General features: G+C 66.4%; 28 protein-coding genes and 1 tRNA gene. 21 read left to right on the forward strand and 8 right to left on the reverse strand.

Going from position 1 to position 24,077, the window contains the following annotated elements; genetic code table 11:
• Window positions 1–73 precede the first annotated feature (73 nt).
• Together AAAZ40_RS04585 and AAAZ40_RS04590 are read right to left on the reverse strand one after the other, a co-directional pair.
• Window positions 74–1,246, reverse strand: a complete 1,173-nt coding sequence (locus tag AAAZ40_RS04585; RefSeq protein ID WP_476661389.1) for a ribonucleotide-diphosphate reductase subunit beta — start codon at window positions 1,244–1,246, stop codon at window positions 74–76.
• Window positions 1,247–1,355: 109 nt separating this feature from the next.
• Window positions 1,356–4,274, reverse strand: coding sequence for a ribonucleoside-diphosphate reductase subunit alpha (locus tag AAAZ40_RS04590; protein ID WP_476661390.1), 2,919 nt, complete (start codon window positions 4,272–4,274; stop codon window positions 1,356–1,358).
• Window positions 4,275–4,545: 271 nt separating this feature from the next.
• On the opposite strand from AAAZ40_RS04590, the gene hisI reads away from it, so the two are divergent.
• The 7 genes from hisI (at window position 4,546) to tatC (ending at window position 8,012) form a co-directional block, all read left to right on the forward strand.
• A complete protein-coding gene (gene hisI, locus AAAZ40_RS04595; RefSeq protein WP_476661391.1) occupies window positions 4,546–4,974 on the forward strand; it encodes a phosphoribosyl-AMP cyclohydrolase in 429 nt (142 codons plus the stop codon).
• A gap of 53 nt (window positions 4,975–5,027) precedes the next feature.
• On the forward strand, window positions 5,028–5,420 hold the full coding sequence (locus AAAZ40_RS04600; RefSeq protein ID WP_476661687.1) for a phosphoribosyl-ATP diphosphatase: 393 nt from the start codon (window positions 5,028–5,030) through the stop codon (window positions 5,418–5,420).
• Entirely contained in the window at window positions 5,417–5,791 is a 375-nt protein-coding gene (locus AAAZ40_RS04605; RefSeq protein WP_476661392.1) for a DUF4870 family protein, read from the forward strand. The genes AAAZ40_RS04600 and AAAZ40_RS04605 overlap by 4 nt, the downstream gene beginning before the upstream one ends.
• Window positions 5,792–5,823: 32 nt before the next feature.
• Window positions 5,824–6,183 (forward strand): histidine triad nucleotide-binding protein, encoded by a 360-nt coding sequence (locus AAAZ40_RS04610; RefSeq protein WP_476661393.1) that lies wholly within the window; start codon window positions 5,824–5,826, stop codon window positions 6,181–6,183.
• Between the two features lie 168 nt (window positions 6,184–6,351).
• A complete protein-coding gene (gene tatA, locus AAAZ40_RS04615) occupies window positions 6,352–6,618 on the forward strand; it encodes a Sec-independent protein translocase subunit TatA (RefSeq protein ID WP_476661394.1) in 267 nt (88 codons plus the stop codon).
• Between the two features lie 59 nt (window positions 6,619–6,677).
• Window positions 6,678–7,208, forward strand: a complete 531-nt coding sequence (gene tatB / locus AAAZ40_RS04620; protein WP_476661395.1) for a Sec-independent protein translocase protein TatB — start codon at window positions 6,678–6,680, stop codon at window positions 7,206–7,208.
• Window positions 7,209–7,226: 18 nt separating this feature from the next.
• Window positions 7,227–8,012 (forward strand): twin-arginine translocase subunit TatC, encoded by a 786-nt coding sequence (tatC, locus tag AAAZ40_RS04625; RefSeq protein ID WP_476661396.1) that lies wholly within the window; start codon window positions 7,227–7,229, stop codon window positions 8,010–8,012.
• A 36-nt stretch (window positions 8,013–8,048) separates the two neighbouring features.
• Here the strand turns inward: tatC and AAAZ40_RS04630 are convergent, their stop codons facing one another.
• Window positions 8,049–9,212, reverse strand: coding sequence for a S1C family serine protease (locus tag AAAZ40_RS04630; RefSeq protein WP_476661397.1), 1,164 nt, complete (start codon window positions 9,210–9,212; stop codon window positions 8,049–8,051).
• A 108-nt stretch (window positions 9,213–9,320) separates the two neighbouring features.
• Between AAAZ40_RS04630 and AAAZ40_RS04635 the strand changes: the two genes are divergently transcribed.
• The 13 genes from AAAZ40_RS04635 (at window position 9,321) to proB (ending at window position 18,820) form a co-directional block, all read left to right on the forward strand.
• A complete protein-coding gene (locus AAAZ40_RS04635) occupies window positions 9,321–9,506 on the forward strand; it encodes a DUF3149 domain-containing protein (RefSeq protein WP_476661398.1) in 186 nt (61 codons plus the stop codon).
• Between the two features lie 57 nt (window positions 9,507–9,563).
• The gene (locus AAAZ40_RS04640; protein ID WP_476661399.1) at window positions 9,564–10,361 is read left to right on the forward strand and encodes a Nif3-like dinuclear metal center hexameric protein; all 798 of its coding nucleotides are present in this window, start codon (window positions 9,564–9,566) and stop codon (window positions 10,359–10,361) included.
• A complete protein-coding gene (gene pdxA / locus AAAZ40_RS04645) occupies window positions 10,358–11,380 on the forward strand; it encodes a 4-hydroxythreonine-4-phosphate dehydrogenase PdxA (protein ID WP_476661400.1) in 1,023 nt (340 codons plus the stop codon). Before AAAZ40_RS04640 ends, pdxA begins: the two co-directional genes overlap by 4 nt.
• A 156-nt stretch (window positions 11,381–11,536) precedes the next feature.
• Complete coding sequence (gene petA / locus AAAZ40_RS04650; RefSeq protein WP_476661401.1) at window positions 11,537–12,133, forward strand: ubiquinol-cytochrome c reductase iron-sulfur subunit; 597 nt, start codon at window positions 11,537–11,539, stop codon at window positions 12,131–12,133.
• Window positions 12,134–12,153: 20 nt separating this feature from the next.
• A complete protein-coding gene (locus AAAZ40_RS04655) occupies window positions 12,154–13,578 on the forward strand; it encodes a cytochrome b (RefSeq protein ID WP_476661402.1) in 1,425 nt (474 codons plus the stop codon).
• Window positions 13,579–13,614: 36 nt separating this feature from the next.
• Window positions 13,615–14,367, forward strand: a complete 753-nt coding sequence (locus AAAZ40_RS04660) for a cytochrome c1 (protein ID WP_476661403.1) — start codon at window positions 13,615–13,617, stop codon at window positions 14,365–14,367.
• Window positions 14,368–14,483: 116 nt separating this feature from the next.
• Window positions 14,484–15,095 carry a glutathione S-transferase N-terminal domain-containing protein gene (locus AAAZ40_RS04665; protein WP_476661404.1) on the forward strand — a complete coding sequence of 204 codons (612 nt, stop codon included), beginning with the start codon at window positions 14,484–14,486 and terminating at the stop codon, window positions 15,093–15,095.
• 12 nt (window positions 15,096–15,107) lie between these two features.
• Entirely contained in the window at window positions 15,108–15,605 is a 498-nt protein-coding gene (locus AAAZ40_RS04670) for a ClpXP protease specificity-enhancing factor (RefSeq protein ID WP_476661405.1), read from the forward strand.
• 28 nt (window positions 15,606–15,633) lie between these two features.
• Window positions 15,634–15,709: transfer RNA gene (locus tag AAAZ40_RS04675), tRNA-Thr, on the forward strand.
• 71 nt (window positions 15,710–15,780) lie between these two features.
• A complete protein-coding gene (gene rplU / locus AAAZ40_RS04680; protein WP_029462341.1) occupies window positions 15,781–16,092 on the forward strand; it encodes a 50S ribosomal protein L21 in 312 nt (103 codons plus the stop codon).
• Between the two features lie 13 nt (window positions 16,093–16,105).
• Complete coding sequence (gene rpmA, locus AAAZ40_RS04685) at window positions 16,106–16,381, forward strand: 50S ribosomal protein L27 (protein WP_476661406.1); 276 nt, start codon at window positions 16,106–16,108, stop codon at window positions 16,379–16,381.
• 147 nt (window positions 16,382–16,528) lie between these two features.
• A complete protein-coding gene (gene cgtA, locus AAAZ40_RS04690) occupies window positions 16,529–17,587 on the forward strand; it encodes an Obg family GTPase CgtA (protein WP_476661407.1) in 1,059 nt (352 codons plus the stop codon).
• A 51-nt stretch (window positions 17,588–17,638) separates the two neighbouring features.
• On the forward strand, window positions 17,639–18,820 hold the full coding sequence (gene proB, locus AAAZ40_RS04695) for a glutamate 5-kinase (RefSeq protein WP_476661408.1): 1,182 nt from the start codon (window positions 17,639–17,641) through the stop codon (window positions 18,818–18,820).
• A 15-nt stretch (window positions 18,821–18,835) separates the two neighbouring features.
• Here proB and AAAZ40_RS04700 read toward each other — a convergent pair whose 3' ends face one another.
• The 4 genes from AAAZ40_RS04700 to AAAZ40_RS04715 all read right to left on the reverse strand — a co-directional run bounded on the left by AAAZ40_RS04700 (window position 18,836) and on the right by AAAZ40_RS04715 (window position 20,893).
• On the reverse strand, window positions 18,836–19,453 hold the full coding sequence (locus AAAZ40_RS04700; RefSeq protein ID WP_476661688.1) for a class I SAM-dependent methyltransferase: 618 nt from the start codon (window positions 19,451–19,453) through the stop codon (window positions 18,836–18,838).
• Window positions 19,454–19,473: 20 nt separating this feature from the next.
• Window positions 19,474–19,872, reverse strand: a complete 399-nt coding sequence (locus AAAZ40_RS04705) for a hypothetical protein (RefSeq protein ID WP_476661409.1) — start codon at window positions 19,870–19,872, stop codon at window positions 19,474–19,476.
• Window positions 19,873–19,950: 78 nt separating this feature from the next.
• Entirely contained in the window at window positions 19,951–20,469 is a 519-nt protein-coding gene (locus tag AAAZ40_RS04710) for a rhodanese-like domain-containing protein (protein ID WP_476661410.1), read from the reverse strand.
• Window positions 20,470–20,530: 61 nt separating this feature from the next.
• Window positions 20,531–20,893 carry a TusE/DsrC/DsvC family sulfur relay protein gene (locus AAAZ40_RS04715; RefSeq protein WP_476661411.1) on the reverse strand — a complete coding sequence of 121 codons (363 nt, stop codon included), beginning with the start codon at window positions 20,891–20,893 and terminating at the stop codon, window positions 20,531–20,533.
• 185 nt (window positions 20,894–21,078) lie between these two features.
• Between AAAZ40_RS04715 and AAAZ40_RS04720 the strand changes: the two genes are divergently transcribed.
• The gene (locus AAAZ40_RS04720; RefSeq protein ID WP_476661412.1) at window positions 21,079–23,145 is read left to right on the forward strand and encodes a SulP family inorganic anion transporter; all 2,067 of its coding nucleotides are present in this window, start codon (window positions 21,079–21,081) and stop codon (window positions 23,143–23,145) included.
• A 24-nt stretch (window positions 23,146–23,169) separates the two neighbouring features.
• Here the strand turns inward: AAAZ40_RS04720 and AAAZ40_RS04725 are convergent, their stop codons facing one another.
• Complete coding sequence (locus tag AAAZ40_RS04725) at window positions 23,170–23,949, reverse strand: DUF3050 domain-containing protein (RefSeq protein ID WP_476661413.1); 780 nt, start codon at window positions 23,947–23,949, stop codon at window positions 23,170–23,172.
• Window positions 23,950–24,077: the final 128 nt, after the last annotated feature.

The raw sequence follows: 24,077 nt of genomic DNA on the forward strand, positions 1-24,077 counted from the left end.
CTTGGGTTGGTTGCAGTTTGACAATGGCGCTGCGCCTGCGGCGAACCGACGCAGCCAGCGGGCTAAGGCGGTGTCAGTCCCACGACAGGGCGCCGCCCGTCTGGTACTCGATCACACGCGTCTCGAAGAAATTGCGCTCCTTCTTCAAGTCTATCATTTCGCTCATCCACGGAAAGGGGTTTTCTTCGCTGGGGTAGAGCGCATCGAGCCCGATCTGGGTTGCGCGCCGATTGGCGATGTAGCGCAGGTAGCCCTTGAACATCGAGGCGTTGAGCCCGAGCACGCCGCGCGGCATGGTGTCTTCGGCGTAGCGGTACTCGAGTTCCACGGCCTGCTCGAACAGCGCCCTGATCTCGGCCTTGAAGGCCGGCGTCCAGAGGTGCGGGTTCTCCAGCTTGAGCTGGTTGATCAGGTCGATGCCAAAGTTGCAGTGCATCGATTCGTCGCGCAGGATGTACTGGTACTGCTCGGCAGCGCCGGTCATCTTGTTCTGCCGCCCCATGGACAGGATCTGGGCGAAGCCGACGTAGAAAAACAGCCCCTCCATCAGGCAGGCAAAGACGATCAGGCTCTTGAGCAGCTTCTGGTCGGCCTCGGGCGTGCCGGTGTGAAAGGCCGGGTCCATGATGGTGTCGATGTAGGGCAGCAGGAACTCGTCCTTGTCGCGGATGCTGGGAATTTCGTGGTAGGCGTTGAAAATCTCGCCCTCGTCCAGCCCCAGGCTTTCGACGATGTACTGGTAGGCGTGGGTGTGGATGGCCTCTTCGAAGGCCTGGCGCAACAGAAACTGGCGGCACTCGGGCGCAGTGATGTGGCGGTAGGTTCCGAGCACGATGTTGTTGGCCGCCAGCGAGTCGGCGGTGACAAAAAAGCCCAGGTTGCGCTTGATGATGCGGCGCTCGTCCTCGCTCAGGCCCTTGGGGTCTTTCCAGAGCGCGATGTCGCGGCTCATGTTGACCTCTTGCGGCATCCAGTGGTTGGCGCAAGAGGCCAGGTATTTCTCCCAGGCCCATTTGTACTTGAAGGGCACCAACTGGTTGACGTCGGTCTGGCCGTTGATGATGCGCTTGTCGGCGGCGTTGATGCGCTGGTGCGTGGGGCGCTCGCGCGCGGCTGCCGGCTGCGCGGCCGCCACAGCGGCCGCCTCATGAAGGTTGGCTTGGGCCGCCGCAGGAACGGGGGGCAGGTTGGGGGCGGGCGGCAGCGGTTGCAGGGCCGGTTCGGGGTGGTCGTCCCAGTTCAGCATGGGGTTTTCCTGTTTGGTGGATTATGAGGGGTTGCACGAAAAAAGCAAGCGCCGCAGCGGCTTTTGCGCACTGCGCAGGCCGCCGTGTGGTATCTGGGCAGCGGCGGCATCATTGGCAGGCTTCGCAGCCCGGGTCGTCGAGGGCGCAGAACCTGACGTCTGTGGCCGGGCCGGCCGCAGCCAAGGCGCTTGGGCTGCCCAGCGCGGCGGCTTGGCCGCTGCCGTGGGCGCTTGCAGCCTGCATCGACACCGCGTTCAACTGGCCCACGCGGCCGGTCGATTTCTCGGCCTGGGTGGCGCTGGTGGTGCGCAGGTAGTAGGTGGTCTTGAGCCCGCGCAGCCACGCCAGCTTGTAGGTCTCGTCGAGCTTCTTGCCCGAAGCCCCGGCCATGTAGAGGTTCAGGCTTTGCGCCTGATCGATCCATTTCTGGCGCCGTGCGGCGGCCTCCACCAGCCACGCCGGTTCCACTTCAAAGGCGGTGCGGTAGAGGTGTTTGAGTTCGGCCGGCACCCGGTCGATGGGCTGCAGCGAACCGTCGAAGTGTTTCAGGTCCAGCAGCATCACCTCGTCCCAGAGCCCGAGGCGCTTGAGGTCGCGCACCAGGTAGGCGTTGACGATGGTGAACTCGCCCGAGAGGTTGCTCTTGACCGATAGGTTGCCAAAGCAGGGCTCGATCGAGGCATCGACGCCGACGATGTTGGAGATCGTCGCCGTGGGGGCGATGGCCACGCAGTTGGCGTTGCGCATGCCGTCGCGGGCGATTTTGGCGCGCAGCGCGTCCCAGTCCAGCGTCTGGCTGCGATCGACTTCGAGGTAGCCGCCGCGCGCCTGCGCCAGCAGTTCGAGCGAGTCCAGCGGCAGCACGCCGCGCTGCCACAGCGAGCCTGGGTAGCTCGAATAGCGCCCGCGCTCGGCCGCCAGATCGCTGCTGGCCCAGTAGGCGTGGTAGCAGACGGCTTCCATGCTCTGGTCGGCAAAGGCCAGCGCCTCTGGGCTGGCGTAGGGCGTGCGCATCTGGTAGAGCGCGTCCTGAAAGCCCATGATCCCCAGCCCCACCGGCCGGTGGCGCAGGTTGGAGTCGCGCGCCTTTTTCACTGCGTAGTAGTTGATGTCGATCACGTTGTCGAGCATGCGCATGGCGGTGGCCACGGTGCGGCGCAGCTTGTCGTGGTCGAGCACCCGGGCGCCCGAGCCGCAGTCGGCGTCTTTGAGGTGTTGCGCCAGGTTGACCGAGCCGAGGTTGCAGACCGCGATTTCGCTGTCGCTGGTGTTGAGCGTGATTTCGGTGCACAGGTTGGACGAATGCACCACACCCACGTGCTGCTGCGGGCTGCGCAGGTTGCACGGGTCCTTGAAGGTGATCCAGGGGTGCCCGGTTTCGAACAGCATCGACAGCATCTTGCGCCACAGATCGGTGGCGGGCAGCTTTTTGTAGGGCGTGATCTCGCCGCGCGCGGCCTTGTCCTCGTAAGCCACGTAGGCGCGCTCGAACGCTGGCCCCACCAGATCGTGCAGATCGGGCACGCTGTGGGGCGAAAACAGGCTCCAGTCGCCCTTTTCCAGCACCCGTTTCATGAACAGATCGGGTATCCAGTTGGCGGTGTTCATGTCGTGCGTGCGGCGCCGGTCGTCGCCGGTGTTCTTGCGCAGCTCCAGAAACTCCTCGATGTCCAGGTGCCAGGTCTCGAGGTAGGTGCAGACCGCCCCCTTGCGCTTGCCGCCTTGGTTCACCGCCACGGCGGTGTCGTTGACCACTTTCAAGAACGGCACCACCCCTTGCGATTCGCCGTTGGTGCCCTTGATGTGGCTGCCCAGGGCGCGCACGCGCGTCCAGTCGTTGCCCAGCCCGCCGGCAAACTTGGACAGCAGCGCGTTGTCCTTGATCGCCTCGTAGATGCCCTCGAGCTCGTCGGGCACCGTGCTCAGGTAGCAGCTCGAGAGCTGCGAGCGCCGGGTGCCGCTGTTGAACAGCGTCGGCGTGCTGCTCATGAAATCAAAGCGCGACAGCACCTCGTAGAACTCGATCGCCCGCGCCTCGCGCTCGATCTCGTTGAGCGCCAGCCCCATCGCCACGCGCATGAAAAACACCTGTGGCAGCTCGATGCGGCGCTTGTGCTGGTGCAAAAAGTAGCGGTCGTACAGGGTCTGCAGGCCCAGGTAGTCGAACTGCAGGTCGCGTTCGGGCCTGAGCGCCGCCGCCAGCCGCGCCAGATCGAATTGCAGCAGATCGGGGTTGAGCAGCTCGGCCTGCACCCCGAGCCGGATGCAGGCCGGGAAGGCGTCGGGGTAATGGCTGGCCAGTTCGGCTTGCGTCAGATCCTGCCCCAGCACCTCGAGGGCGATGGTGTGCAGCAGCAGCCGGGCGGTGGCGTAGGTGTAGTCGGGGTCGGACTCGATGCGCGTGCGCGCCGCCAGAATGGTCGCCTTGTAGACCTCTTCCAGCGGCACGCCGTCGTAGAGGTTGCGCAGCGTTTCGGCCACGATCGGCTCGGGCCGCACCGCCTCGCCCAGCCCGGCGCAGGCGTTGGCCACCAGGGTGCGTAGGCGCTCCAGGTCCAGCGGTTGGCGCTGGCCGCCGAGGCTCACGTGCAGCACCGGGGCCGCAGGCGCGGCGCTGGCTTGTTTGGCGGCGCGTTCTTGGGCGCGGCGCTCGCGGTAGAGCACATAAGCCCGCGCCACCTCGTGGTGGCCGCCGCGCATCAACCCCAGCTCCACCTGGTCTTGCACGTCTTCGATGTGAAAGGTGCCGCCGGCCGGACGCGAGCGCAGCAGCGCCCGCACCACGGCCTGGGTGAGCTGCTCTACGTCCTCGCGCACGCTGGCCGAGGCGGCCCCGTGGGCCCCGCGCACCGCCAGAAAGGCTTTCATCAGCGCCACCGCGATCTTGCTCGGTTCGAACGGCACCACCGAGCCGTTGCGCCGGATGATCTGGTAGTGCGGCAGGCTGCCGCCAAGGGGGGCGCGGGCGGCCTCGGGGGCAGCGACCTGGGGGCGCTCGGTGGATGCAGAGGAGGGGGCAATGGACATGGGTGTTCCTTGTGGGGGTGCAATGGCTGCAGCCGTGCGGCTGGGGGGTTGCTTGGCACCTCGTGACCACTACCCGTAGTGGTTCATGGCCAAGTCAAACACTAGCGCTAGTGTAGCGGCGAAATTCGTGGCGCGGCCACCCAAGCCCGCAATCTGGTGGTTTTTGGCCCTGCAGTCCAGGGTAAACACCGATGCCTCGGGCTGTGCCAAAATGGGCCACGGCCGCCCCAGCCACTGTGGCTGCGGCCCCCTCAAACGGAGATTTGCGTTTATGACCGATTGGCTCGACGCCGTGCGCTGGGACGCCCACGGGCTGGTGCCGGTGATTGCCCAAGAAGCCAGCAGCGGCGACGTGCTGATGCTGGCCTGGATGAACCGCGAGGCGCTGGCGCAAACAGCGGCCTTGGGGCGCGCCGTGTATTACAGCCGCTCACGCGCCAAACTCTGGTACAAAGGCGAGGAATCGGGGCACGTGCAGCAGGTGCACGAAATCCGGCTCGACTGCGACGCCGACGTGCTGCTGCTCAAGGTCACCCAGCTCGGGCACGAGCCCGGCATCGCTTGCCACACCGGCCGCCACAGTTGTTTTTATCTGCGCTGGCAAGCGGCCGCGCCTGCGGGGCCGGGCGGGCAGGCGGCTGGCGGGCGCTGGCTGACGGTGGAGCCGGTGCTCAAAGACCCCGAATCGATCTACCGCTAAACTCCATCCTGCACATGAGCACCCCCCCTACAGCCTCCAGCCCGGCCCCGGCCATGGGCGCCGACGACACTCTGTTGCGCCTGGCCGCCCTGATCGAGACCCGCAAGCCTGCGCACGGTGGCGACCCGGCGCGCAGCTACGTGGCGCGCCTGCTGCACCAGGGGCCGGATGCGATCCTGAAAAAAATCGCCGAAGAAGCCGGTGAAACCCTGATGGCGGCCAAGGACTTGCAGCACGGCCGCGGCAGCGCGCAGGCGCTGGTGGGTGAAATGGCCGATCTGTGGTTTCACAGCCTGATCGCGCTCGCGCATTTCGGCCTCTCGCCCGCCGACGTGGCGGCCGAGCTGGCGCGCCGCGAGGGCCTGAGCGGCCTGGAAGAAAAGGCGCTGCGCAAGCTGCAGCAGCGCCAACAGGATGGGCACCAGCAACGAGGGGAGGCCGCTTGAACGACACCTTTGGTCCGGACACCGGCCGCAACCCCGGCGGCAAAACCCCAGACGAGCTCGCCAGCCTGCGCCAGCTCACGCTCATCATCTACCTCCTCTACGCCCTGTCGTGGTTGCTTGGGGTGACGGCGATCATCGCCATCGTCATCAACTACGTCAAGCGCGAAGACGCCCAAGGCACCCTGTACGAGAGCCACTTCCGCTGGCAGATCCGCACCTTCTGGTGGGGGCTGTGCTGGTTCGTGCTGGGGGCCTTGACCGTGGTGCTGCTGGTGGGTTTTGCGATCCTGTTTGCGGCCACCGTCTGGGTCATCTACCGGCTGGTCAAAGGGCTTCTATACTGGAACGACCGCAAGCCGCTGCCGCTTTGAAGCCTACGCTCCCCCCACTGCACGCAAGCCCCATGAGCCACGACCCGAACTGCCTGTTTTGCAAGATCATCGCCGGCCAGATCCCCAGCCGCAAGGTCCATGAAGACGACGACCTGCTCGCCTTCCACGACATCCACCCCTGGGCCCCGGTGCACTTCCTGATCGTGCCCAAGCTGCACCTGCCATCCATGGCCCAGCTCGGGCCCGAGCACGAGCACCTGATGGGCAAGATCATGTGCCTGGCCCCCAGGCTGGCGCTCGAGCAGGGCTGCCGCCCCTGGCCCGAAGGCGGCTTTCGCATCGTCTGCAACAACGGCGCCGAGGGCGGGCAAGAGGTGCCGCACCTGCACGTGCACGTCATCGGTGGACCGCGCCCCTGGCGCAAGGGCTGAGCCGCGCCCGCCCGCGCGCCCGGCCAAGATTTGCACCGTGTGGCCTTGCAATCCGGACTTTCTCATCCATATCGGTGACAATAGCCGTTTGGGCCGGTGGTGAACCATCGGCCGGTCTTGTAATCAATCGAACCCGGGGCTGCCTTGGCCCCGACGCAGGAGTTTGCCATGGGTACGTTGTCGATTTGGCACTGGCTGATCGTTTTGCTGGTGGTGATCTTGGTGTTTGGCACCAAAAAGCTCAAAAACATCGGTTCCGACCTCGGTGGGGCCGTCAAAGGTTTCAAGGATGGCATGAAGCAGCAGCAGGCGGATGGGCCGGCCTCCGAAGACGGGGCAGGCGCTGCCGCCACGACGACCACCGCACAGGTCGGGCAGACCCCGGCGGCAACCGACAAGAACACCATCGACGTCGAAGCCAAGACCAAGCCTTGATCAAAGCGCCGCGCCGGCCGTCGGCTTGGGGCTGCGGCCGGCTGCACTGAAAGCCTTGCATGCTGGATTTTGGAATTTCAGAGATCGCCCTGATTGCGGTCGTGGCGTTGGTGGTCATCGGGCCCGAGAAGCTGCCACGCGTGGCGCGCACCGTGGGCACCCTGCTGGGCAAGGCGCAGCGCTACGTGGCCGACGTCAAGGCCGAGGTCAACCGCTCGATGGACCTCGAAGAGCTCAAGAAAATGAAAGAATCGGTCGAAGGTGCGGCGCGCGAAGTGCAAGCCGGCGTCGGCAGCTTCGAGAAAGACTGGATGGAAGCCACGGCGGGCCTCGAGGGCTCCGGGGCAGCTGAAGCACCCGAGGCCACGCCGCGCGCCGATCCCCACCCCGCGTACTCGCTCGGGCACTCGGTCTATCCGCCGTTTTCGCGCCCGAAAAAGAGTTTCAGGCTGCGCCAGCAAGCGGTGCCCAAGTGGTACAAGGCGCGCACCGGCCAGCGCAGCTTCGTGCAGTCGGGCGCGGCGCGGGTGGCGCGCCACCGGCCCAAGACCTACCCGGTCTCTCCCAGCGCCATGACGCCCTCGCGTTGATCCCCCTCGAGCACTCCCATGGCAGACCCCACCCCCAAGGCCGATGAGCTCGCCGGCACCGAGCAACCCTTCGTGCAGCACCTGGTCGAGTTGCGCGACCGCATCCTCTACAGCTTGGCCGGCGTGGTGGTATTTGCCATCGGGCTGGCGATCTGGCCCGGGCCCGGTGGGTTGATCGACTTCATCGCCATCCCCATCCGCAACCACATGCCGCCCGACGCCAAGCTGATCGCCGTCGGCGTCTTCAGCCCGTTCTTTGTGCCGCTCAAGGTGTTGCTGATGTCGGCCATGATCATGGCCTTGCCCTGGCTCATGTACCAACTGTGGGCCTTCGTCGCCCCCGGTTTGTACAGCCACGAAAAGCGCTTTGCCCTGCCGCTGATCTTCATCGGCAGCCTGTTGGCCTATGGGGGCATCGCGTTCGTGCAGTTCTTCGTGCTCGACCAGATGTTCTTCTTCATCCAGGGCTTCACCCCGGACAGCGTCGCCGCCACGCCCGACATCGCTTCCTACGTGCAGGCGATCCTGTCGCTCTACCTGGCCTTCGGGCTGGCGTTTCAGGTGCCGGTGGTGGTGCTGCTGCTGGTGCGCTTCAACCTGGCGAGCATTCAGCAGCTCAAGGATTTTCGCGGCTACTTCATCGTCTTGTCCTTCGTCATCGCCGCCATCGTTACGCCGCCGGACGTGATCTCGCAGCTGGCGCTGGCCATACCGATGTGCCTGCTGTATCAGGTGGGCATTTGGGGGGCAAGCTGGTTCAAACGCTTCAGCCAAGCGCCCGAAGAACCCGAGGCAGCGGACTAGACCTGAACGAAGCGACCGGTGCTTGGAGCGCCGCCCCTAGCGCGCAGGGTCCGGTGCCTGCGCAGCTGGCGGCGGTGGGCGCCGCCCCGGCGTCACCTGCAGCGCCAGGCGTTCGCCCCGGCGCTCGATTTCCAGCGGCGCCGGCTGCCCTGGGGGCAAGGCGGCCACCGCCGCCAGCAGCGCCGCGACATCGGGGATGGGCTGACCGGCCACGCTCAACACCACGTCGCCGGGTCGAATTCCGGCCCGCGCTGCGGGGGCATCGCGCAGCACGCCGATGATGATCACGCCGCGCTGCTGGCGCAGACCAAAGTGCTGCGCCAAGTCAGGCGTGATGGCTTGCGGCTCGACCCCGATCCAGCCGCGCGTCACCGCGCCGTCGCGCACGATCGCTTTGAGCACCTCGCGCGCGGTGGAGGTGGGGATGGCAAAACCGATGCCCATGAACCCGCCCGAGCGCGTGAAGATGGCGGTGTTGATGCCGATCAGGTGGCCTTGCACATCGACCAGCGCGCCGCCCGAGTTGCCGGGGTTGATGGCGGCGTCGGTCTGGATGAAATCCTCGAAGATGTTGATGCCCAGTTGCGTGCGCCCCAAGGCGCTGACGATGCCACTGGTCACCGTCTGCCCGACGCCAAAGGGGTTGCCGATCGCCAGCACCGCATCGCCCACGCGCAGCGCGTCGGAGTCGCCCAGCACCGCCACCGGGAGCGCGGGCAGATCGATCTGCAGCACCGCCAGGTCGGTGTCGGGGTCGGTGCCCACCACCCGCGCCAGAGCCTGTCGGCCGTCGCTGAGCTGGATGTCGATTTCCTCGGCCCCGTCGATCACGTGGTGGTTGGTGAGCACGTGGCCGGCGCTGCTGACGATCACCCCGGAGCCCAGCCCGGTTTGGGGCGAGCGCGGCGCCTGCTCGCCAAAAAAGAAGCGAAACCAGGGGTCGTCGGCGTGCGGGTGGCGCTGCGGGGCCTGACGGGCGCTGATGCTCACCACCGCCGGCGCCGCCAGCTGTGCCGCCGCGCTCAGGCTGGCAGCGGCCACCGCTTCGCTGCGTGCCGCGCCGGGGGCGGCTTCGAGCAGCGGCACGGTGCGCAGCTGCACTGGGCGCTGCAGCCACTGCGGCTGCAAGGTGGCGACCACGAACCAGGCCGCCAGCAGCACCGTCACGGTTTGGGAAAACAACAGCCAAGTCTGTTTCATTTTGGATTCTGTCTGTCTTTTGCGCACAGTTTGACCTGCGTCAAGGCGCCGGCGATGAAGCTGGCATCCAATCGGGCTGTCTTTTAATCCCACATGAAAGGAAGGGTCATGGAGGCCTGGAATGAGCTGTTTTCAACCACCTACGGTTTGCTCAGCATCGTCACCATCGTCGGCGTGATCGTCATGGCGGCGTGGTTTTACCGCTATTTTGTCACCAAGATGCACGAGTCGGAGCGCGAAGAAAAGCAGCGCTCGAAGCAAGGCCCGCTGGGTCGCCCGTCCGGGCAGGCTTAAGCCCGTGCGCGGCGGGTGCGACAATCGGGCACCTTGTGTGTCCGAGCGGGTTGCGCCATGCCTACATCCTTAGCCCCTTGCGGTCTTGTTGCGCAGGCCGTCGAGCGCGGCCTGCTGCTGCAGCGCCTCGATGCCACGCTGCAACCCGAGCGCTTTCAAGACTATGGCCCCAACGGCCTGCAGGTCGAGGGCCGAGCGCAGGTGCGGCACTTGGTCAGCGGCGTCACGGCCAGCCGCGAGTTGATCGAGCGCGCCATCGCCGCCGGGGCCGATGCCATTCTGGTGCATCACGGCCTGTTCTTGCGCGGTCAAGGCGCTTGCGTCACCGGTTGGCTGAAGCAGCGGCTGGCGCTGCTGCTGGCGCACGATGTGAGCCTGCTGGCCTACCACCTGCCGCTCGACGCCCACCCCAGCCTGGGCAACAACGCCCAGTTGGCGCAGCGCCTGGGTTTTAGCCCCTTGGCCGACGGCTGGGGCCGCTTTGGCGAGCAGGAGTTGGGCTTTGTCGGCCACACCGATTGCCCCGACGCCAGCGCCCTGGCGGCGCACGTGCAGCAGCAACTGGGGCGGCCCGTGACGCTCATCGACGCCCCCGGCCGCCCTTTGCGCCGCATCGCTTGGTGCAGCGGCGGGGCGCAGGGGTATTTCGAGGCGGCCATCGCCGCCGGGGCCGATGCCTTCATCACCGGTGAGCTGTCTGAGCCGCAAACGCACCTGGCGCGCGAATGCGGCGTGGCCTATCTGGCTTGCGGCCACCACGCCACCGAGCGCTACGGCGCCCCGGCGCTGGGGGCGGCGGTGGCCGCCGAGCTGGGCCTGACGCACCAGTTCATCGACATCGACAACCCGGCATGAACGCGCCGCGCCCCATCGCCATCAGCATGGGCGACCCGGCCGGTGTGGGGCCGGAGCTGATCGCGCAGGTGTTTCGCTTGCAGCCCGACTGGGCCAGCCGCTGCGTGGTGGTGGCCGACCTGGCCGTGATGCGCCGCGCCGTGGCCCTCAGCGGTGGCCTGTTGCCGCTGGCCGTGCTGGAGCACTGGCAGCAGGCGGCCGCGCTGCCGCCGCGCTGCGTGCCGCTGCTGCCGCTGCCGGCCGTGGCCGAGCTGCCGCCCTTGGGTCAAGTGAGCGCCGTGGCCGGGCGCGCTGCGGCCCGCGCCGTCGAAGTGGCCACGGCGGCGGTGTTGCGCGGCGAGGCGGCGGCGCTGGTCACCGCCCCGATTCACAAAGGGGCGTGGCACGCCGCCGGCATCCACCATCCCGGCCACACCGAGATGCTGCAGGCGCTGGCGGCGGCGCACGTGGGCTGCGCCGTGGAGCAGTTGCCGGTGCGCATGATGCTCTCCAACGCCGAGCTGCACACGGTGTTGGTGAGCGTGCACCTGCCCTTGCGGGCGGCCATCGACGCCGTGACCCAGGCGCAGGTGTTGCAAAGCCTGCAGCTCACGCACCGGCATTTTGCGCAGGTGCTGGCGCGCCCGCGGTGTCGCATCGCGGTGGCGGGCCTGAACCCGCACGCGGGCGAGGGCGGGCTGTTTGGGCGCGAAGAAATCGAGCACATCGCGCCGGCCATCGCGGCCGCCAAGGCCGAGGGCATCGACGCCCATGGCCCCTTTGCCCCCGACACGGTGTACATGCGCGCGCGCCGTGGCGAGTTCGACGTCGTGCTGGCCATGTACCACGACCAGGGGCTGATTCCGGTCAAGTACCTGGGGCTGGAGCAGGGCGTCAACACCACGCTGGGCCTGCCGTTCTTGCGCACCAGCCCAGACCATGGCACCGCCTTCGATCTGGCCGGCAGTGGCAGCGCCGACCCCTCCAGTCTGCTGGCCGCAGTGCGCGCTGCGTTGGCACACACAGATCGGCCCCTGTAGGCGGGAAATACCGCCGGTGGTTACCAAGTGCTGCCAAGGGTTTTGGGCGCTGGCTGGTTTCAATCCCTTACAATGCGCTGTGCTTTGGGGCGTTGAAGCAGCTGCGCTGGCTTTGTCGCCCCGACTCCCGAGTCCTCACGTCACAGAAAGATTCCCATGAGCGAAGCCGCCGTTGACAACGGTCGCCGTGTTTGGCTGATTTCCACCTGCGCCATGGGCGGCGTGGGGGCAGCCGCGGTCGCCGTCCCCTTCGTCAGTTCATTTCAACCTTCTGCGCGTGCGCGCGCGGCCGGGGCCTCGGTCGAGGTGGATATCTCGCGCCTGGCCCCGGGCGAAAAAATGGTGGTCGAGTGGCGCGGGCGCCCAGTCTGGATCCTGCACCGCACGCCCGAAATGTTGGCCTCGCTGGAACGCGTCGAGCCGCGCCTGGCCGACCCCGAATCCGAGCGCCGCACCTTCCCCACGCCCGAGTACGCGCTCAACCGCCATCGATCCATCAAGCCCGAGTTTCTGGTGGCGGTGGGCATCTGCACCCACTTCGGTTGTTCGCCGACCTCGCGTTTTGCCATGGGCGACCAGCCCGGGTTGCCGGCCGACTGGCCGGGCGGCTTCTTCTGCCCCTGTCACGGCTCGGCCTTTGATTTGTCGGGGCGCGTGTTTGCCAACATGCCGGCACCCGACAACCTCGAAGTCCCGCCCCACATGTACCTGAGCGACACCCTGCTCCTGGTGGGCGAAGACCAACAAGCCTGAAGGCACGCAAAAGGAAGATCATGGCTGCCGAATACAAAGAAATCTCCCCCAACGCCCCGGCGGGCGAGCAGTTGCTCAACTGGATCGACAACCGCTTTCCGCTCAGCAAGCTCTACAAAGAGCATCTGTCCGAATACTACGCGCCCAAAAACCTCAACTTCTGGTACTTCTTTGGCTCGCTGGCGCTGCTGGTGCTGGTGATCCAGATCGTCTCGGGCATCTTTTTGGTGATGCACTACAAGCCCGACGCGACGCTCAACGCCGCCGGCGTGCCGGTGGCCTTTGCCTCGGTCGAGTACATCATGCGCGAAGTCGAGTGGGGCTGGCTGATCCGCTACATCCACTCCACCGGGGCCTCGTTCTTTTTCATCGTGGTCTATCTGCACATGTTCCGCGGCCTGATCTACGGCTCCTATCGCAAGCCGCGCGAACTGATCTGGCTCTTTGGCTGTGGCATTTTGCTGGTGATGATGGCCATCGCCTTCACCGGCTACCTGCTGCCGTGGGGCCAGATGTCGTTCTGGGGTGCGGCGGTGATCGTCAACCTGTTCGTCGCCATCCCCATCATCGGCCCCGATCTGGCGCTGCTCATCCGCGGCGACTTCGTGGTCGGCGACGCGACGCTGAACCGCTTCTTCAGTCTGCACGTGATCGCGCTGCCGCTGGTGCTGCTGGGCCTGGTGGTGGCGCACATCATCGCGCTGCACGAAGTCGGCTCCAACAACCCCGACGGCATCGAGATCAAGAAGCACAAGGACGCCAACGGCAAGCCGCTCGACGGCATCCCGTTTCACCCCTACTACTCGGTGCACGACCTGATGGGCGTGGGCGTGTTCCTGATGATCTTCTCGGCCGTGGTGTTCTTTGCGCCCTCGGGCGGCGGCTACTTTCTCAAGTACACCAACCTGATCCCCGCCGACCCGCTGGTCACGCCGGCGCACATCGCCCCGGTCTGGTACTTTGCACCCTACTACTCGATGCTGCGCGCCGTGACCACCGAGTTCATGTACGTGCTGGTGGCCTGTACCTGGGTGGCGGCCTTCCTGGCCCTGTTCCGCAGCCACTTGACCCTCAAGGGCAAGGGCTTGGTCTTGGGCGGCGCCGTGGTCGGTACACTGGCCATGCTCGGCCTCGACGCCATGTTCTGGGGCGTGGTCGTCATGGGCGCGGCGGTGGTGATTCTGTGCTTCCTGCCCTGGTTTGACCGTTCGCCGGTGGCCTCCATCCGCTACCGCCCGACCTGGAACAAGTACCTGTATGGCGCCTTTGTCATCAACTTTGCCATCCTGGGCTACTACGGGGTGTTGCCGCCATCGGTCATCAGCACCCGCTTCTCGCAGTTCGGCACCTTGTTCTACCTCGGCTTTTTCCTGCTGATGCCGTGGTGGAGCCGCTTGGGTGAGTTCAAGCCGGTGCCTGGCCGCGTCAGCTTCACCCCGCACTGATCAGCCGATCCTACGCATACGCTGGAGTCAACGAATATGAAAAAATGGATTGTGGCTGGCCTGTTGGCGTTTGGTCTGGTCTCGGGCGCGGTGGCGGCCAAAGGCGCGTTCCCGCTGGACCGTGCCCCCGACCTGAGCAACGACGTCGAGGCCTTGCAACGCGGCGGCAAGCTGTTCATCAACTACTGCCTGAGCTGCCATTCGGCCTCGTTCGAGCGCTACAAGCGCTTCAAGGAACTGGGCCTGACCGAGCGCCAGATTCGCGACAACTTTCTGTTCACCGACGGCCGCGTGGGTGATCTGATGCAGGCCGCCATCAGCCCGGCCGACGCCAAGGTGTTCTGGGGCAAAGCCGCCCCCGACCTGAGCATGATCACGCGTTCGCGCGCCGGCTCGGGCGGCACCGATTACATCTACACCCTGCTGCGTTCGTACTACCGCGACGACACCATCGGCCACGGCTGGAACAACCTGGCTTTCCCGACCATCGCCATGCCCAACCCGCTGTGGTACCTGCAAGGCGAGCGCCGTCCGATCATCGAAACCGTGACTCACGCCGACGGCAGCAACACACAGGTGCTGCGCGGCTGGGAACAGGTCACGCCCGGCACCATGAGCGAAGCAGAGTTCAACCGCTCGGTGGCCGAACTGGTGGCTTTCCTCGACTGGTTGGCCGAGCCGCACCAAGACCAGCGCCAGCAACTCGGGATTTTTGTGCTGCTGTTCCTCGCCGGCTTCACCGCCCTGGCCTGGAAGCTGAACAAGGAATACTGGAAAGACATCAAGTAACTCCTGCATGCACGCCGCCCACAGCCGGGCCTGCTTGTGACAGTGGTCTGCCTTGCCCCTTTGGGGCTTCATCGGGCACGCCACTGTTTGTTTTTTGTATCTAGGAGCTGACAGCCATGATGGTTCTGTACTCGGGCACCACCTGCCCTTTCTCGCACCGCTGCCGTTTCGTGCTGTTCGAAAAGGGCATGGACTTTGAAATCCGCGACGTCGATCTGTACAACAAGCCCGAAGACATCGCGCTCATGAACCCCTACGCGCAGGTGCCGATTCTGGTCGAGCGCGACCTGATCCTGTACGAGTCCAACATCATCAACGAGTACATCGACGAGCGCTTCCCGCACCCGCAACTGATGCCAGGCGACCCGGTGGAGCGCGCGCGCGTGCGCCTGTTTCTGCTCAACTTCGAGAAAGAGCTGTTCACCCACGTCTCGGTGCTCGAAAACCGCAGCCTCAAGAGCGGCGACAAGTCGATCGACAAAGCCCGCATCCACATCCGCGACCGCCTGACCCAGTTGGCCCCGGTGTTCCTCAAAAACAAATTCATGCTGGGCGACAACTTCTCGATGCTCGACGTGGCGATTGCACCGCTGCTGTGGCGGCTGGACCACTACGGCATCGAGCTGAGCAAAAACGCCGCGCCGCTGCTCAAGTACGCCGAGCGCATTTTTTCACGTCCGGCCTACATCGAGGCGCTCACGCCGTCCGAAAAGGTGATGCGCAAGTAAGCGCCGCCCGCCATGAACCAGGACAAGCCAGCGCTGCCCTCGACCCGGCCCTACCTCATTCGGGCCCTGCACGAGTGGTGCAGCGACCACGGTTTCACTCCCTACCTGGTGGTGGCGGTGGACGCCACGGTGCGGGTGCCGCCAGAGTTTGTGCAAGACGGCCAGATCGTGCTCAACACCAGCTACGAGGCCACCAGCCACCTGCAGCTGGGCAACGACTGGATCGAGTTCAAGGCCCGCTTTGGCGGGGTGCCGCGCGACGTGCAGGTGCCGGTCGATCACGTGCTGGCGATCTACGCGCGCGAAAACGGCAGCGGCATGGCTTTTGACCCGCCCGAGCCCGCAGCACAGAATCAGGCGGCCCCGGCAGATGCCGGGCCCGGCCTCAGGCTGGTGCCCTTGGCTGGGCCCGAGCCCGAAGCCGAGGCGCCCAGCGCGGGCCCTGAACCCCCCCTGCCTGGCCCTGGGCCGGGCAAGCCGCGCCAGCCCGTGCTCAAGCGCGTGAAGTAGGACGCGTGAAGTAGAATACGCACCCGTCGCCGCCTTAGCTCAGTTGGTAGAGCAACCGCCTTGTAAGCGGTAGGTCGTCAGTTCGAATCCGACAGGCGGCACCATCCCCCCGTTTTTGGTACAATGCGCGATTCTTTGGGAATCAGCCCAGAGAAATCACCATTTGAGGTTTCCAATGTACGCGGTCATAAAAACCGGCGGCAAGCAATATCGCGTTGCCGTTGGCGAAAAACTTAAAGTAGAACAGATTGCTGCGGACGTGGGCCAGGAAATCGTGATCGACCAGGTGTTGGCCGTCGGCAGCGGCGACAGCATCCAGGTTGGCACGCCCTTGGTCAGCGGCGCAACGGTCACAGCCACGGTGGTCTCGCACGGTCGTGGCGACAAGATCCGCATCTTCAAGATGCGCCGGCGCAAGCACTACCAGAAGCGCCAGGGCCACCGGCAAAACTTCACCGAGCTGCAAATCGGCTCGATCCAGGCTTAAGGAGCGGCACACCATGGCACAGAAAAAAGGCGGCGGCTCAACCCGCAACGGCCGCGACTCACAACCCAAGATGCTGGGCGTCAAGGTCTTTGGTGGCCAGCAAGTCTCGGCCGGTGCAATCATCGTGCGCCAGCGCGGCACCCAATTCCACCCCGGCACCGGCACCGGCATCGGCAAGGACCACACCATTTTTGCCACCGTCGATGGCACGGTGGGCTTTGCCGTCAAGGGCGCCCTGAACCGCAAGGTCATCAGCGTCGAGGCCGCCGCAGCGCCCGAGTCGGCCTGATTGGCCTGAGCGGCTTGCTCCAGCGGCCACGGCCGGCCTGCAGCCAATCCCTCCACAGCCAACCCAGAGGCCCGCTTGCGGGCCTTTTGCCCATCAAGTTGCCTGCCAGGGCGCCGTAGCCCCCACATTGGCCTCACAATTGCCCCCATGAAGTTTGTAGACGAAACCACGATCGAGGTGGCGGCGGGCGATGGAGGCAGTGGCTGCGCCTCGTTCCGGCACGAAAAGTACAAGGAATTCGGCGGCCCCGACGGCGGCGACGGCGGCCGTGGCGGCCACGTCTATGCCCTGGCCGACGAAAACCTGAACACGCTGGTGGACTTTCGCTACACGCGCAAGTTCGAGGCCCAGCGCGGCGAGCACGGCAAGGGCTCCGACATGTTCGGCCACAAGGGCGAGGACATCGTGCTCAAGATGCCGGTCGGCACCCTGATCCGCGACGCCGACACCGGCGCCCTGCTGCACGAACTGTTGCAACCGGGCCAACTGGTGCTGCTGGCCAAGGGCGGCGACGGCGGTTTTGGCAACCTGCGCTTCAAGAGCGCCATCAACCGCGCCCCACGCCAAAAAACCCCAGGCCACCCCGGCCAGCGCTTCAACCTGCAGCTCGAGCTCAAGCTGCTGGCCGACGTCGGGCTGCTGGGCCTGCCCAACGCCGGCAAATCGACCTTCATCACGGCGGTGTCCAACGCCCGACCGAAGATCGCCGACTACCCCTTCACCACCTTGCACCCGAACCTGGGTGTGGTGCGCGTGGGGCCCGAAAAAAGCTTCGTCGTCGCCGATCTGCCCGGCCTGATCGAGGGCGCGGCCGAAGGCGCGGGGCTGGGGCACCTGTTCTTGCGCCATTTGCAGCGCACCCGGCTGCTGCTGCACGTGGTCGATCTGGCCCCTTTCGACGACGCGGTCGATCCGGTGGCGCAGGCGCGCGCGATCGTCAAGGAACTCAAAAAATACGACCCGGCGCTGCACGCCAAGCCGCGTTGGTTGGTGCTCAACAAGCTCGACATGGTGCCCGAAGCCGAGCGCGCGGCGCGTGTGCGCGACTTTGTGCGCCGCTTTCGCCACAAGGGACCGGTGTTCCAGATTTCGGCCCTCACCCGCGAGGGCTGCGAGCGCCTGGTGCAGCAAATCTACCAGCACATCGCGGCCGGCCAGCAGGCCGAACGGCCGCCAGCCGAGATCGATCCGCGCTTCGAGCCTTAAAATCGGCCGCGCCGCGAGCTTTGTTCTGGTCCGCCCCTCCTTCCTTGTTCCATGGATCAACCTGTCTGCCTGGCGCCTGAATGGCGCGTCTCCGAGGCCGCCGTGGCCGAGCGGCTGCGCGCCGCGCGCCGCATCGTGGTCAAGGTCGGCTCGAGCCTGGTCACCAACGAAGGCCGCGGGCTCGACGAAGCCGCCATCGGCCAGTGGAGCGCGCAGCTGAGCATCCTGGTGGGGCAGGGGCGCGAAGCGATCGTGGTCAGCAGCGGCGCCATTGCCGAGGGCATGAAGCGCCTGGGCTGGGCCGTGCGCCCCAAAGCCATCAACGAGCTGCAGGCCGCCGCCGCCGTGGGCCAGATGGGGCTGGTGCAGATGTACGAGACCAAGCTGCGTCAGTTGGGGCTGGGCAGTGCGCAGGTGCTGCTTACCCACGCCGACCTGGCCGACCGCGAGCGCTACCTGAACGCGCGCTCGACCCTGCTCACGCTGCTGGCGCACCGGGTGCTGCCGGTGATCAACGAAAACGATACCGTGGTCACGGACGAGATCAAGTTCGGCGACAACGACACCCTGGGTGCCCTGGTGGCGAACCTGGTGGAGGCGGACGTGCTCGTCATCCTCACCGACCAGCGCGGGCTGTACGAGGCCGACCCGCGCCGGCACCCGCAGGCCCGCTTCGTGCAGGCGGCGCGCGCCGGTGACCCGGCGCTCGAAGCCATGGCCGGCGGGGCCGGCTCGCGCATCGGCACCGGGGGCATGATCACCAAGATTCTGGCCGCCAAGCGCGCCGCCAGTTCGGGCGCCAGCACCGTGATCGCCTGGGGGCGCGAGCCCGATGTCTTGCTGCGCTTGCTTGCGGGCGAGCCCATCGGCACCTGCTTGCTGGCCGACACGCCCAAGCTGCAGGCGCGCAAGCAGTGGATGGCCGACCACCTGCAACTGCGCGGTGCGGTGCGCCTGGACGACGGCGCCGCTGCCAAGATCGTGCAGGAAGGCAAGAGCCTGCTGCCCATCGGCATGACGGCCGTGGAGGGCGAGTTTGCACGCGGCGACGTGATCGCTCTGCGTGCGCCCGACGGCAGCGAACTGGCGCGCGGCCTGGCCAACTACAGCGCCGCCGAAGCGCGCCTGCTGTGCCGCAAGGCCTCGAGCGACTTCGAGCGCCTGCTCGGCTACGCCGCCGAAGCCGAAATGATCCACCGCGACAACCTGGTGCTGACGCAGCGCGGGGGCTGAAGGTGGGTTGTTTTTTTACGCCCGCCTGCGGCAGTGGCAGTAAATGAACTGCTGCACCGCGCCCGTGGGCGTCCGGTGCGCTTCGCGTCGCTGCTCGAGCAGTTCGAACGGCGCGCCGAACTCAGCCTGCAGCGCATCGGGGCTGTAACGTGCCACCGGCAGGCCGCTGCACTGCGCCGGGCCGTCTTCTGCAAAAGTCGCCACGACGACATGGCCTCCGGGTCTGAGGGCATGCAGAACCTGCGCCACGTAGGCACGGCGCTGCTCGGCCTCGGTGAGGAAGTGAAAGACCGCCCGGTCGTGCCATAGGTCGTAGGCGTGCTGGGGCAGTTCGGCCTGCGTGATGTCGCCCACGAGCCAGCGCACCCGCCGGCCCTGAGCGCCGAGCCGCGCCCGCACCTGCTCCAGCGCCGCAGCCGAAAGATCGAGCACCGTGAGCGCCGAGTAGCCGTGCGCCAGCAGATCGTCCACCAGCGTGGAGGCGCCGCCGCCCACGTCCATGATCTGCGCGCTGGACGGTAGCCCCGAAGCGCGGATCAGGCGCAGCGATTGTTCGGCATGCGCCTGGAACCAGCTCACGCCGTCGCTGGGCTTGGTCGTGTAGACGCGCTCCCAGTGGTCTTGGGCTTGGATGCGTGTCACATCCTGGGCGCTCACTGCGCGGCGGCCTCCGGCACGCCTTGCCACAGCATGTCGTAGCCGAGTTCCTTGGTCTCGCTGCACATCTGCGCCAGCGCCGCGAACTTGTCGCGAAACACCGCGTCGGCGTGCGAGCGCTCGTGCTGCTCGAACGAGCGCCAGTAGGTGACGATCACGACATCGTGGTCGGCGCTGCGGTCGGCACCCAGCGAACCCTCGTCGGACACGAAGCCGGAAAAGCGGAACACCTGTCCGGCGATGAAGCCACCCTGGTCGTTGCCGTAGGTTTCCTTGACCACGCTGCACATCTCGGCCAGCGCGAGCTCGATGTCGTTGTAGTCGACACCGGGTTTGAGCTTGACGATATTGAAAAGCAGCTTGGCTCCAAATGGGATCGTGATCGGTCCGAACATCGCTTGAGTCTCCGGTTTTGCTGAAACACCGCCCCCAGCATACATCGACCAAGCTTCAGCCCACCGGCCTGCCTGCAATCACCGCCGGTTTGTAGGGTTGGCTGCATCGGCCTGCGCCGCTGCGGGCAGCGCCGCTTGCGGGCGCCGTTGCTCGGGGCGCACGCGGGCCGCGAGCAGCTCCTGGGCGCGATCCGGATCGACAGCGTCGCCCGCCGCGTCGACCAGCGGCAATTCGGCGTCGTTCCAGCCGCGCACACCGGTTCGCAGCGACACCACATCGACGAAACCCATCACGGTCATGGTCTCGGCGGCCAGCAGCGAGCGTTGCCCGGAGCGGCACACGACCACGATAGCCCGCTCACGGCCGCCGGCCAGCGCCGGCTCGGTGTCGTCGTGGTCCCACTCGCAGGCGGCCTCGAGCACGCCGCGCGGCACGTTGACCGAGCCGGCGATGCGGGCCTGCGCGTATTCGGCCGGCTCGCGCACGTCGAGCAGCAGCGGCGCGTCGGGCTGCTGCAGGCGCGCCGCCACATCCCAGGGCATGAGCTCGCGCACACGCGAGCGCGCCGCCGCCTGCAGGTCGGCGTAGCGCTTCACGCCCGGCACCCGCTCAGCGATGCCTGGGGCGCGTCTGCCGCCCGTGGTGGATCGGCGGCCATCATGCGACGCTGCCGAAGCTGCGGTCGGTGGCGCCGCCCGGTGCGCTCAGGCCAGCGAGCCGGCAGCCCTGGGCGATCGGCCCTCCGGGCAAGAGCGTGTACAGGTACTTGATGCCGCCCTTGTGGTGGAACTTCTCCTCGAGGGCGTCGTGCAGTTCGGTGAGCGTGACTGGCGCATCTTCGTGGCGCGCGTAGAACGCCTGCAGCCCGCGCACCAGCTCCCAGTGGTCGTCGCGCAGGGCGAGGTTTTCCTGGCGCGCCAGCTCTTGCGCCACGCTTGGCGTCCATTCGGGCGGCGCGTGGGGAAAGAGCGGGTCGGGCTCGGACGGTCGGCCGCGGATGGCATCGGTGGATCGTGTCATGGCATCCTCTCGTTGGTTCGTGCGGGCTTTCATTGGAGCGCAACATCGGCGCCAGCGCACTAGGGGTTTGTCCGCATTCAGGCATCTTCCTGAATGCACGAGTTCAAAATCCTGAATGCACGAGTTCAAAATCAAGGATAGACTTATATTCATCAACAATCGTACATCGTTTGAGAACCCGGATCATGCACAACCTGCTGCCCTTCCTGCGCTGGTTCCCGATGTCGGCCACCACCCTGCGCGCCGACGTCGTGGCCGGGATCACGGTGGCGATGGTGCTGGTGCCGCAGAGCATGGCCTATGCGCTGCTGGCCGGGTTGCCCGTGGTCTATGGCCTGTACGCGGCGCTGCTGCCGGTGGTGATCGGCGCGATGTTCGGCAACTTCAACCTGCTGCACACCGGGCCGGTGGTGATGCTGTCGATCATGTCGCTGGCGGCGGTGGCACCGCTGGCGGCGGTCGGCAGCGACGAGTTCATTGCGCTATCGATCATGCTGGCGCTGATGGTCGGCGTGCTGCGCCTGGCGATGGGTCTGTTTCGGCTCGGCGGCATCATCAATCTGGTCTCGCATCCGGTGCTGGTCGGTTTTACCAATGCGGCGGCGCTGATCATCGCCTTCTCGCAGTTGCGCTTCATCATGAACGTGCCCAGTCCGGGCACCGGCAGCTTCGTCGGCGACATGACCGAGCTCGTGGGCCGGCTCGACCAGGCCTACCTGCCGGCCGTGGTCTTCGCGCTGGTCACCGGCGTGCTGCTGTGGACGCTGGCGCGCTGGCTGCCGCGGGTGCCGGCGGTGCTGCTGGCGGTGGTGATCGGCACCCTGGCCAGCGCCGCAATCGACTTCGAGCAGACCACGACGGTGCCGGTCGAGCGCGTGGCCGATGCGCCAACGCTGGCGCTGATCGACGAGTTCAAGCAGACCCGCGTGCAGATCCGCGAACTCTCGACGCAGGCGGCCAACCAGCGCGCCGAAATCCGCAGTGCGCGCGCCGCCGATGTGGCGGCGACCGAACTCGAGGCGCTGCGCGCCGAACTGGCGGTGCTGGAGGTGCGCGTCGCGCAGTTGCGGCGCGAGAACAACGCGCGCCGGCTCGACATCCACGCCCAACCCTTGGTCAAGGTGCAGGCGGCGGATGCCGCGCCGCGCTTCTACCACCAGGACCGTGCGCCCGCCAATGCCGCGCCGGGGGTGTGGCGCTTCGCTGGCGTCAGCGGCGCCGAGATCAAGCTCGCCGCAGGTGGCGAGGTCGTCGGCAGCATCCCGCAGGGGCTGCCCGACTTCAAGGTGCCGATGCTGGACTGGAACATGATGCTGGTGCTGCTGCCGGCGGCGTTCGTCATGGCGCTGATCGGCTTCATGGAAGCGACCTCGATCTCGAAGGCGCTCGCGACCCAGACCCGGCAGCGCATCGACACCAACAAAGAGCTGATCGGACAGGGGCTGGCGAACATCGGCGGCGCGTTCTTTCAGAGCTATACGGTCAGCGGCTCGTTCTCGCGCTCGGCGGTGGCCGGCCGCAGCGGTGCGCAAACCGGGCTGTACGCGGTGGTGAGCGCGCTGGTGACGCTGATCGTGCTGCTGTTCCTGACCGGCAGCCTGTATCACCTGCCGCAGTCGGTGCTGGCGATGATCGTGATGATGGCGGTGTTCGGCCTGATCCGCGTGCGACCGATCATCCAGGCCTGGAAGGTGCAGCGCTCGGACGCGGTTGCCGGCATCTTCACCTTTGTGGCCACACTGGCGTTTGCGCCCGACATAGCCAATGGCATCCTGGTCGGCATGGCGCTGACCGCCGCCCTGTTCCTGCTGCGCACCATGCGCCCGCGCGTCGCCGTGCTCGGGCGCATGCCGGATGGCACGCTGGCCGGCACCGACTTGCACGCGGTCGAGCCGCTCGGGCGCAACTTCGTCGCGCTGCGCTTCGACCGCTCGCTCAATTACCTCAACGTCGCCGCCTTCGAGGACAGCGTGCTGGAGGCGATCGCCAACCACGCCGGCATTCGCGCCCTGCTGGTGATCGCCTCGGGCATCAACGAGGTGGATGCCTCGGGCGAGGAGAAGCTGCGCGAACTGCAGCGTTCGCTCGCCGCGCAGGGCGTGACCCTGATGCTCGCCAGCCTGAAGGCGCCGGTGGCGGAGGTGCTCGAGCGCTCCGGTCTGCTCGAACAGATCGGGCGCGACAACGTGTACCCAAGCCGTGAGGAGGCGGTGGCGCAGGCGCGCCGGCGCTTCGACAGCGAAACGGTTTGAAGCCAGCGCGCGCTTGCCGCGCGGTCAAGCGATCTTCAGTCGCTCGGCCACCTCGTCCCAGAAGCGGATGCGCGCCTCGATGGCCGCGCAGGCCGCCTGCTCCGCCTCGCGCCGCTTTTGAGCATCACCGGCGCAGAGCAGGTCCAGCATGCGCAGGGACATGGGGCCGTGGAAGCCCTCGTCCAGATGGATGTGGCGTTTCAGATAGATGTGGAACAGGGGGGCGTCCTGCTCGGTGATGCCCATGCGCGCCAGCAGGCTGCGAAACATGCCGGGGATCACGTGTTCGCGGCCCAAGGCCAGGGCCGCGGCGACGACGTGGGCCCGGTCGCTGCGGATAAAGCCGAAGGTGCTCTCCAGGAAACGCTGCGACGGCTCCGGGGCGATGCCGGCAGCCAGCGCCGCTTCGATGCCCGCGCGCGCGGCCAGGGCCACGAAGGCCTCGGGGCCAGATGGATCTGCGCCCAGCTCGCGCATGGCACCGCAGTAGAGTTCGAAATGGCTCAGGCAGATGTCTGCGCCGTCGGGGCCGGGGATCTTGTCGGACTCCTCTTCCAGCACCAGTTCGTTGATGAAACGGCAAACCGTCGCATCCGGCCCCGGTGCCCAAGGATAGCGGGCCGGTGCGATGTGGTGCTGCAGATACTTGAGCAGGGACATGAAATCCCACACCGAGTAGATGTGGCATTCCATGAAGCGACGCAGGTCGTCGAGGTCCCGCAGGCCGTAGACGGGATGGGTATCGAGGCGCCGACGCAGGGGGGCGATGACTTCGGGATCGAATCCTGGGGGCTGGCTGGACATGGATGAAGGCTGGGGTTTGGGCAAAAGCGGCATCATACTGAATGCCTTAAGCCATGGCATGGGCCAGGTGATCTGCTCTGGTCAGTGGAGCACCAGCGGCGCATCCCCAGCGCATGTCAGGCAAGTTG

The organism is Serpentinimonas sp. SMBJO2 (genome assembly GCF_056341105.1).

Coding starts and splice junctions, on each gene's coding strand:
- AAAZ40_RS04720 (WP_476661412.1), top strand. CDS start 21,079: ATGCACAACCTGCTGCCCTTCCTGCGCTGGTTCCCGATGTCGGCCACC.
- tatC (WP_476661396.1), top strand. CDS start 7,227: ATGGCAGACCCCACCCCCAAGGCCGATGAGCTCGCCGGCACCGAGCAA.
- AAAZ40_RS04630 (WP_476661397.1), bottom strand. CDS start 9,212: ATGAAACAGACTTGGCTGTTGTTTTCCCAAACCGTGACGGTGCTGCTG.
- AAAZ40_RS04585 (WP_476661389.1), bottom strand. CDS start 1,246: ATGCTGAACTGGGACGACCACCCCGAACCGGCCCTGCAACCGCTGCCG.
- proB (WP_476661408.1), top strand. CDS start 17,639: ATGGATCAACCTGTCTGCCTGGCGCCTGAATGGCGCGTCTCCGAGGCC.
- tatB (WP_476661395.1), top strand. CDS start 6,678: ATGCTGGATTTTGGAATTTCAGAGATCGCCCTGATTGCGGTCGTGGCG.
- AAAZ40_RS04665 (WP_476661404.1), top strand. CDS start 14,484: ATGATGGTTCTGTACTCGGGCACCACCTGCCCTTTCTCGCACCGCTGC.
- AAAZ40_RS04635 (WP_476661398.1), top strand. CDS start 9,321: ATGGAGGCCTGGAATGAGCTGTTTTCAACCACCTACGGTTTGCTCAGC.
- AAAZ40_RS04725 (WP_476661413.1), bottom strand. CDS start 23,949: ATGTCCAGCCAGCCCCCAGGATTCGATCCCGAAGTCATCGCCCCCCTG.
- AAAZ40_RS04610 (WP_476661393.1), top strand. CDS start 5,824: ATGAGCCACGACCCGAACTGCCTGTTTTGCAAGATCATCGCCGGCCAG.
- cgtA (WP_476661407.1), top strand. CDS start 16,529: ATGAAGTTTGTAGACGAAACCACGATCGAGGTGGCGGCGGGCGATGGA.
- AAAZ40_RS04600 (WP_476661687.1), top strand. CDS start 5,028: ATGGGCGCCGACGACACTCTGTTGCGCCTGGCCGCCCTGATCGAGACC.
- rpmA (WP_476661406.1), top strand. CDS start 16,106: ATGGCACAGAAAAAAGGCGGCGGCTCAACCCGCAACGGCCGCGACTCA.
- hisI (WP_476661391.1), top strand. CDS start 4,546: ATGACCGATTGGCTCGACGCCGTGCGCTGGGACGCCCACGGGCTGGTG.
- AAAZ40_RS04705 (WP_476661409.1), bottom strand. CDS start 19,872: ATGTTCGGACCGATCACGATCCCATTTGGAGCCAAGCTGCTTTTCAAT.
- AAAZ40_RS04670 (WP_476661405.1), top strand. CDS start 15,108: ATGAACCAGGACAAGCCAGCGCTGCCCTCGACCCGGCCCTACCTCATT.
- AAAZ40_RS04655 (WP_476661402.1), top strand. CDS start 12,154: ATGGCTGCCGAATACAAAGAAATCTCCCCCAACGCCCCGGCGGGCGAG.
- AAAZ40_RS04640 (WP_476661399.1), top strand. CDS start 9,564: ATGCCTACATCCTTAGCCCCTTGCGGTCTTGTTGCGCAGGCCGTCGAG.
- AAAZ40_RS04715 (WP_476661411.1), bottom strand. CDS start 20,893: ATGACACGATCCACCGATGCCATCCGCGGCCGACCGTCCGAGCCCGAC.
- rplU (WP_029462341.1), top strand. CDS start 15,781: ATGTACGCGGTCATAAAAACCGGCGGCAAGCAATATCGCGTTGCCGTT.
- petA (WP_476661401.1), top strand. CDS start 11,537: ATGAGCGAAGCCGCCGTTGACAACGGTCGCCGTGTTTGGCTGATTTCC.
- AAAZ40_RS04590 (WP_476661390.1), bottom strand. CDS start 4,274: ATGTCCATTGCCCCCTCCTCTGCATCCACCGAGCGCCCCCAGGTCGCT.
- AAAZ40_RS04660 (WP_476661403.1), top strand. CDS start 13,615: ATGAAAAAATGGATTGTGGCTGGCCTGTTGGCGTTTGGTCTGGTCTCG.
- pdxA (WP_476661400.1), top strand. CDS start 10,358: ATGAACGCGCCGCGCCCCATCGCCATCAGCATGGGCGACCCGGCCGGT.
- tatA (WP_476661394.1), top strand. CDS start 6,352: ATGGGTACGTTGTCGATTTGGCACTGGCTGATCGTTTTGCTGGTGGTG.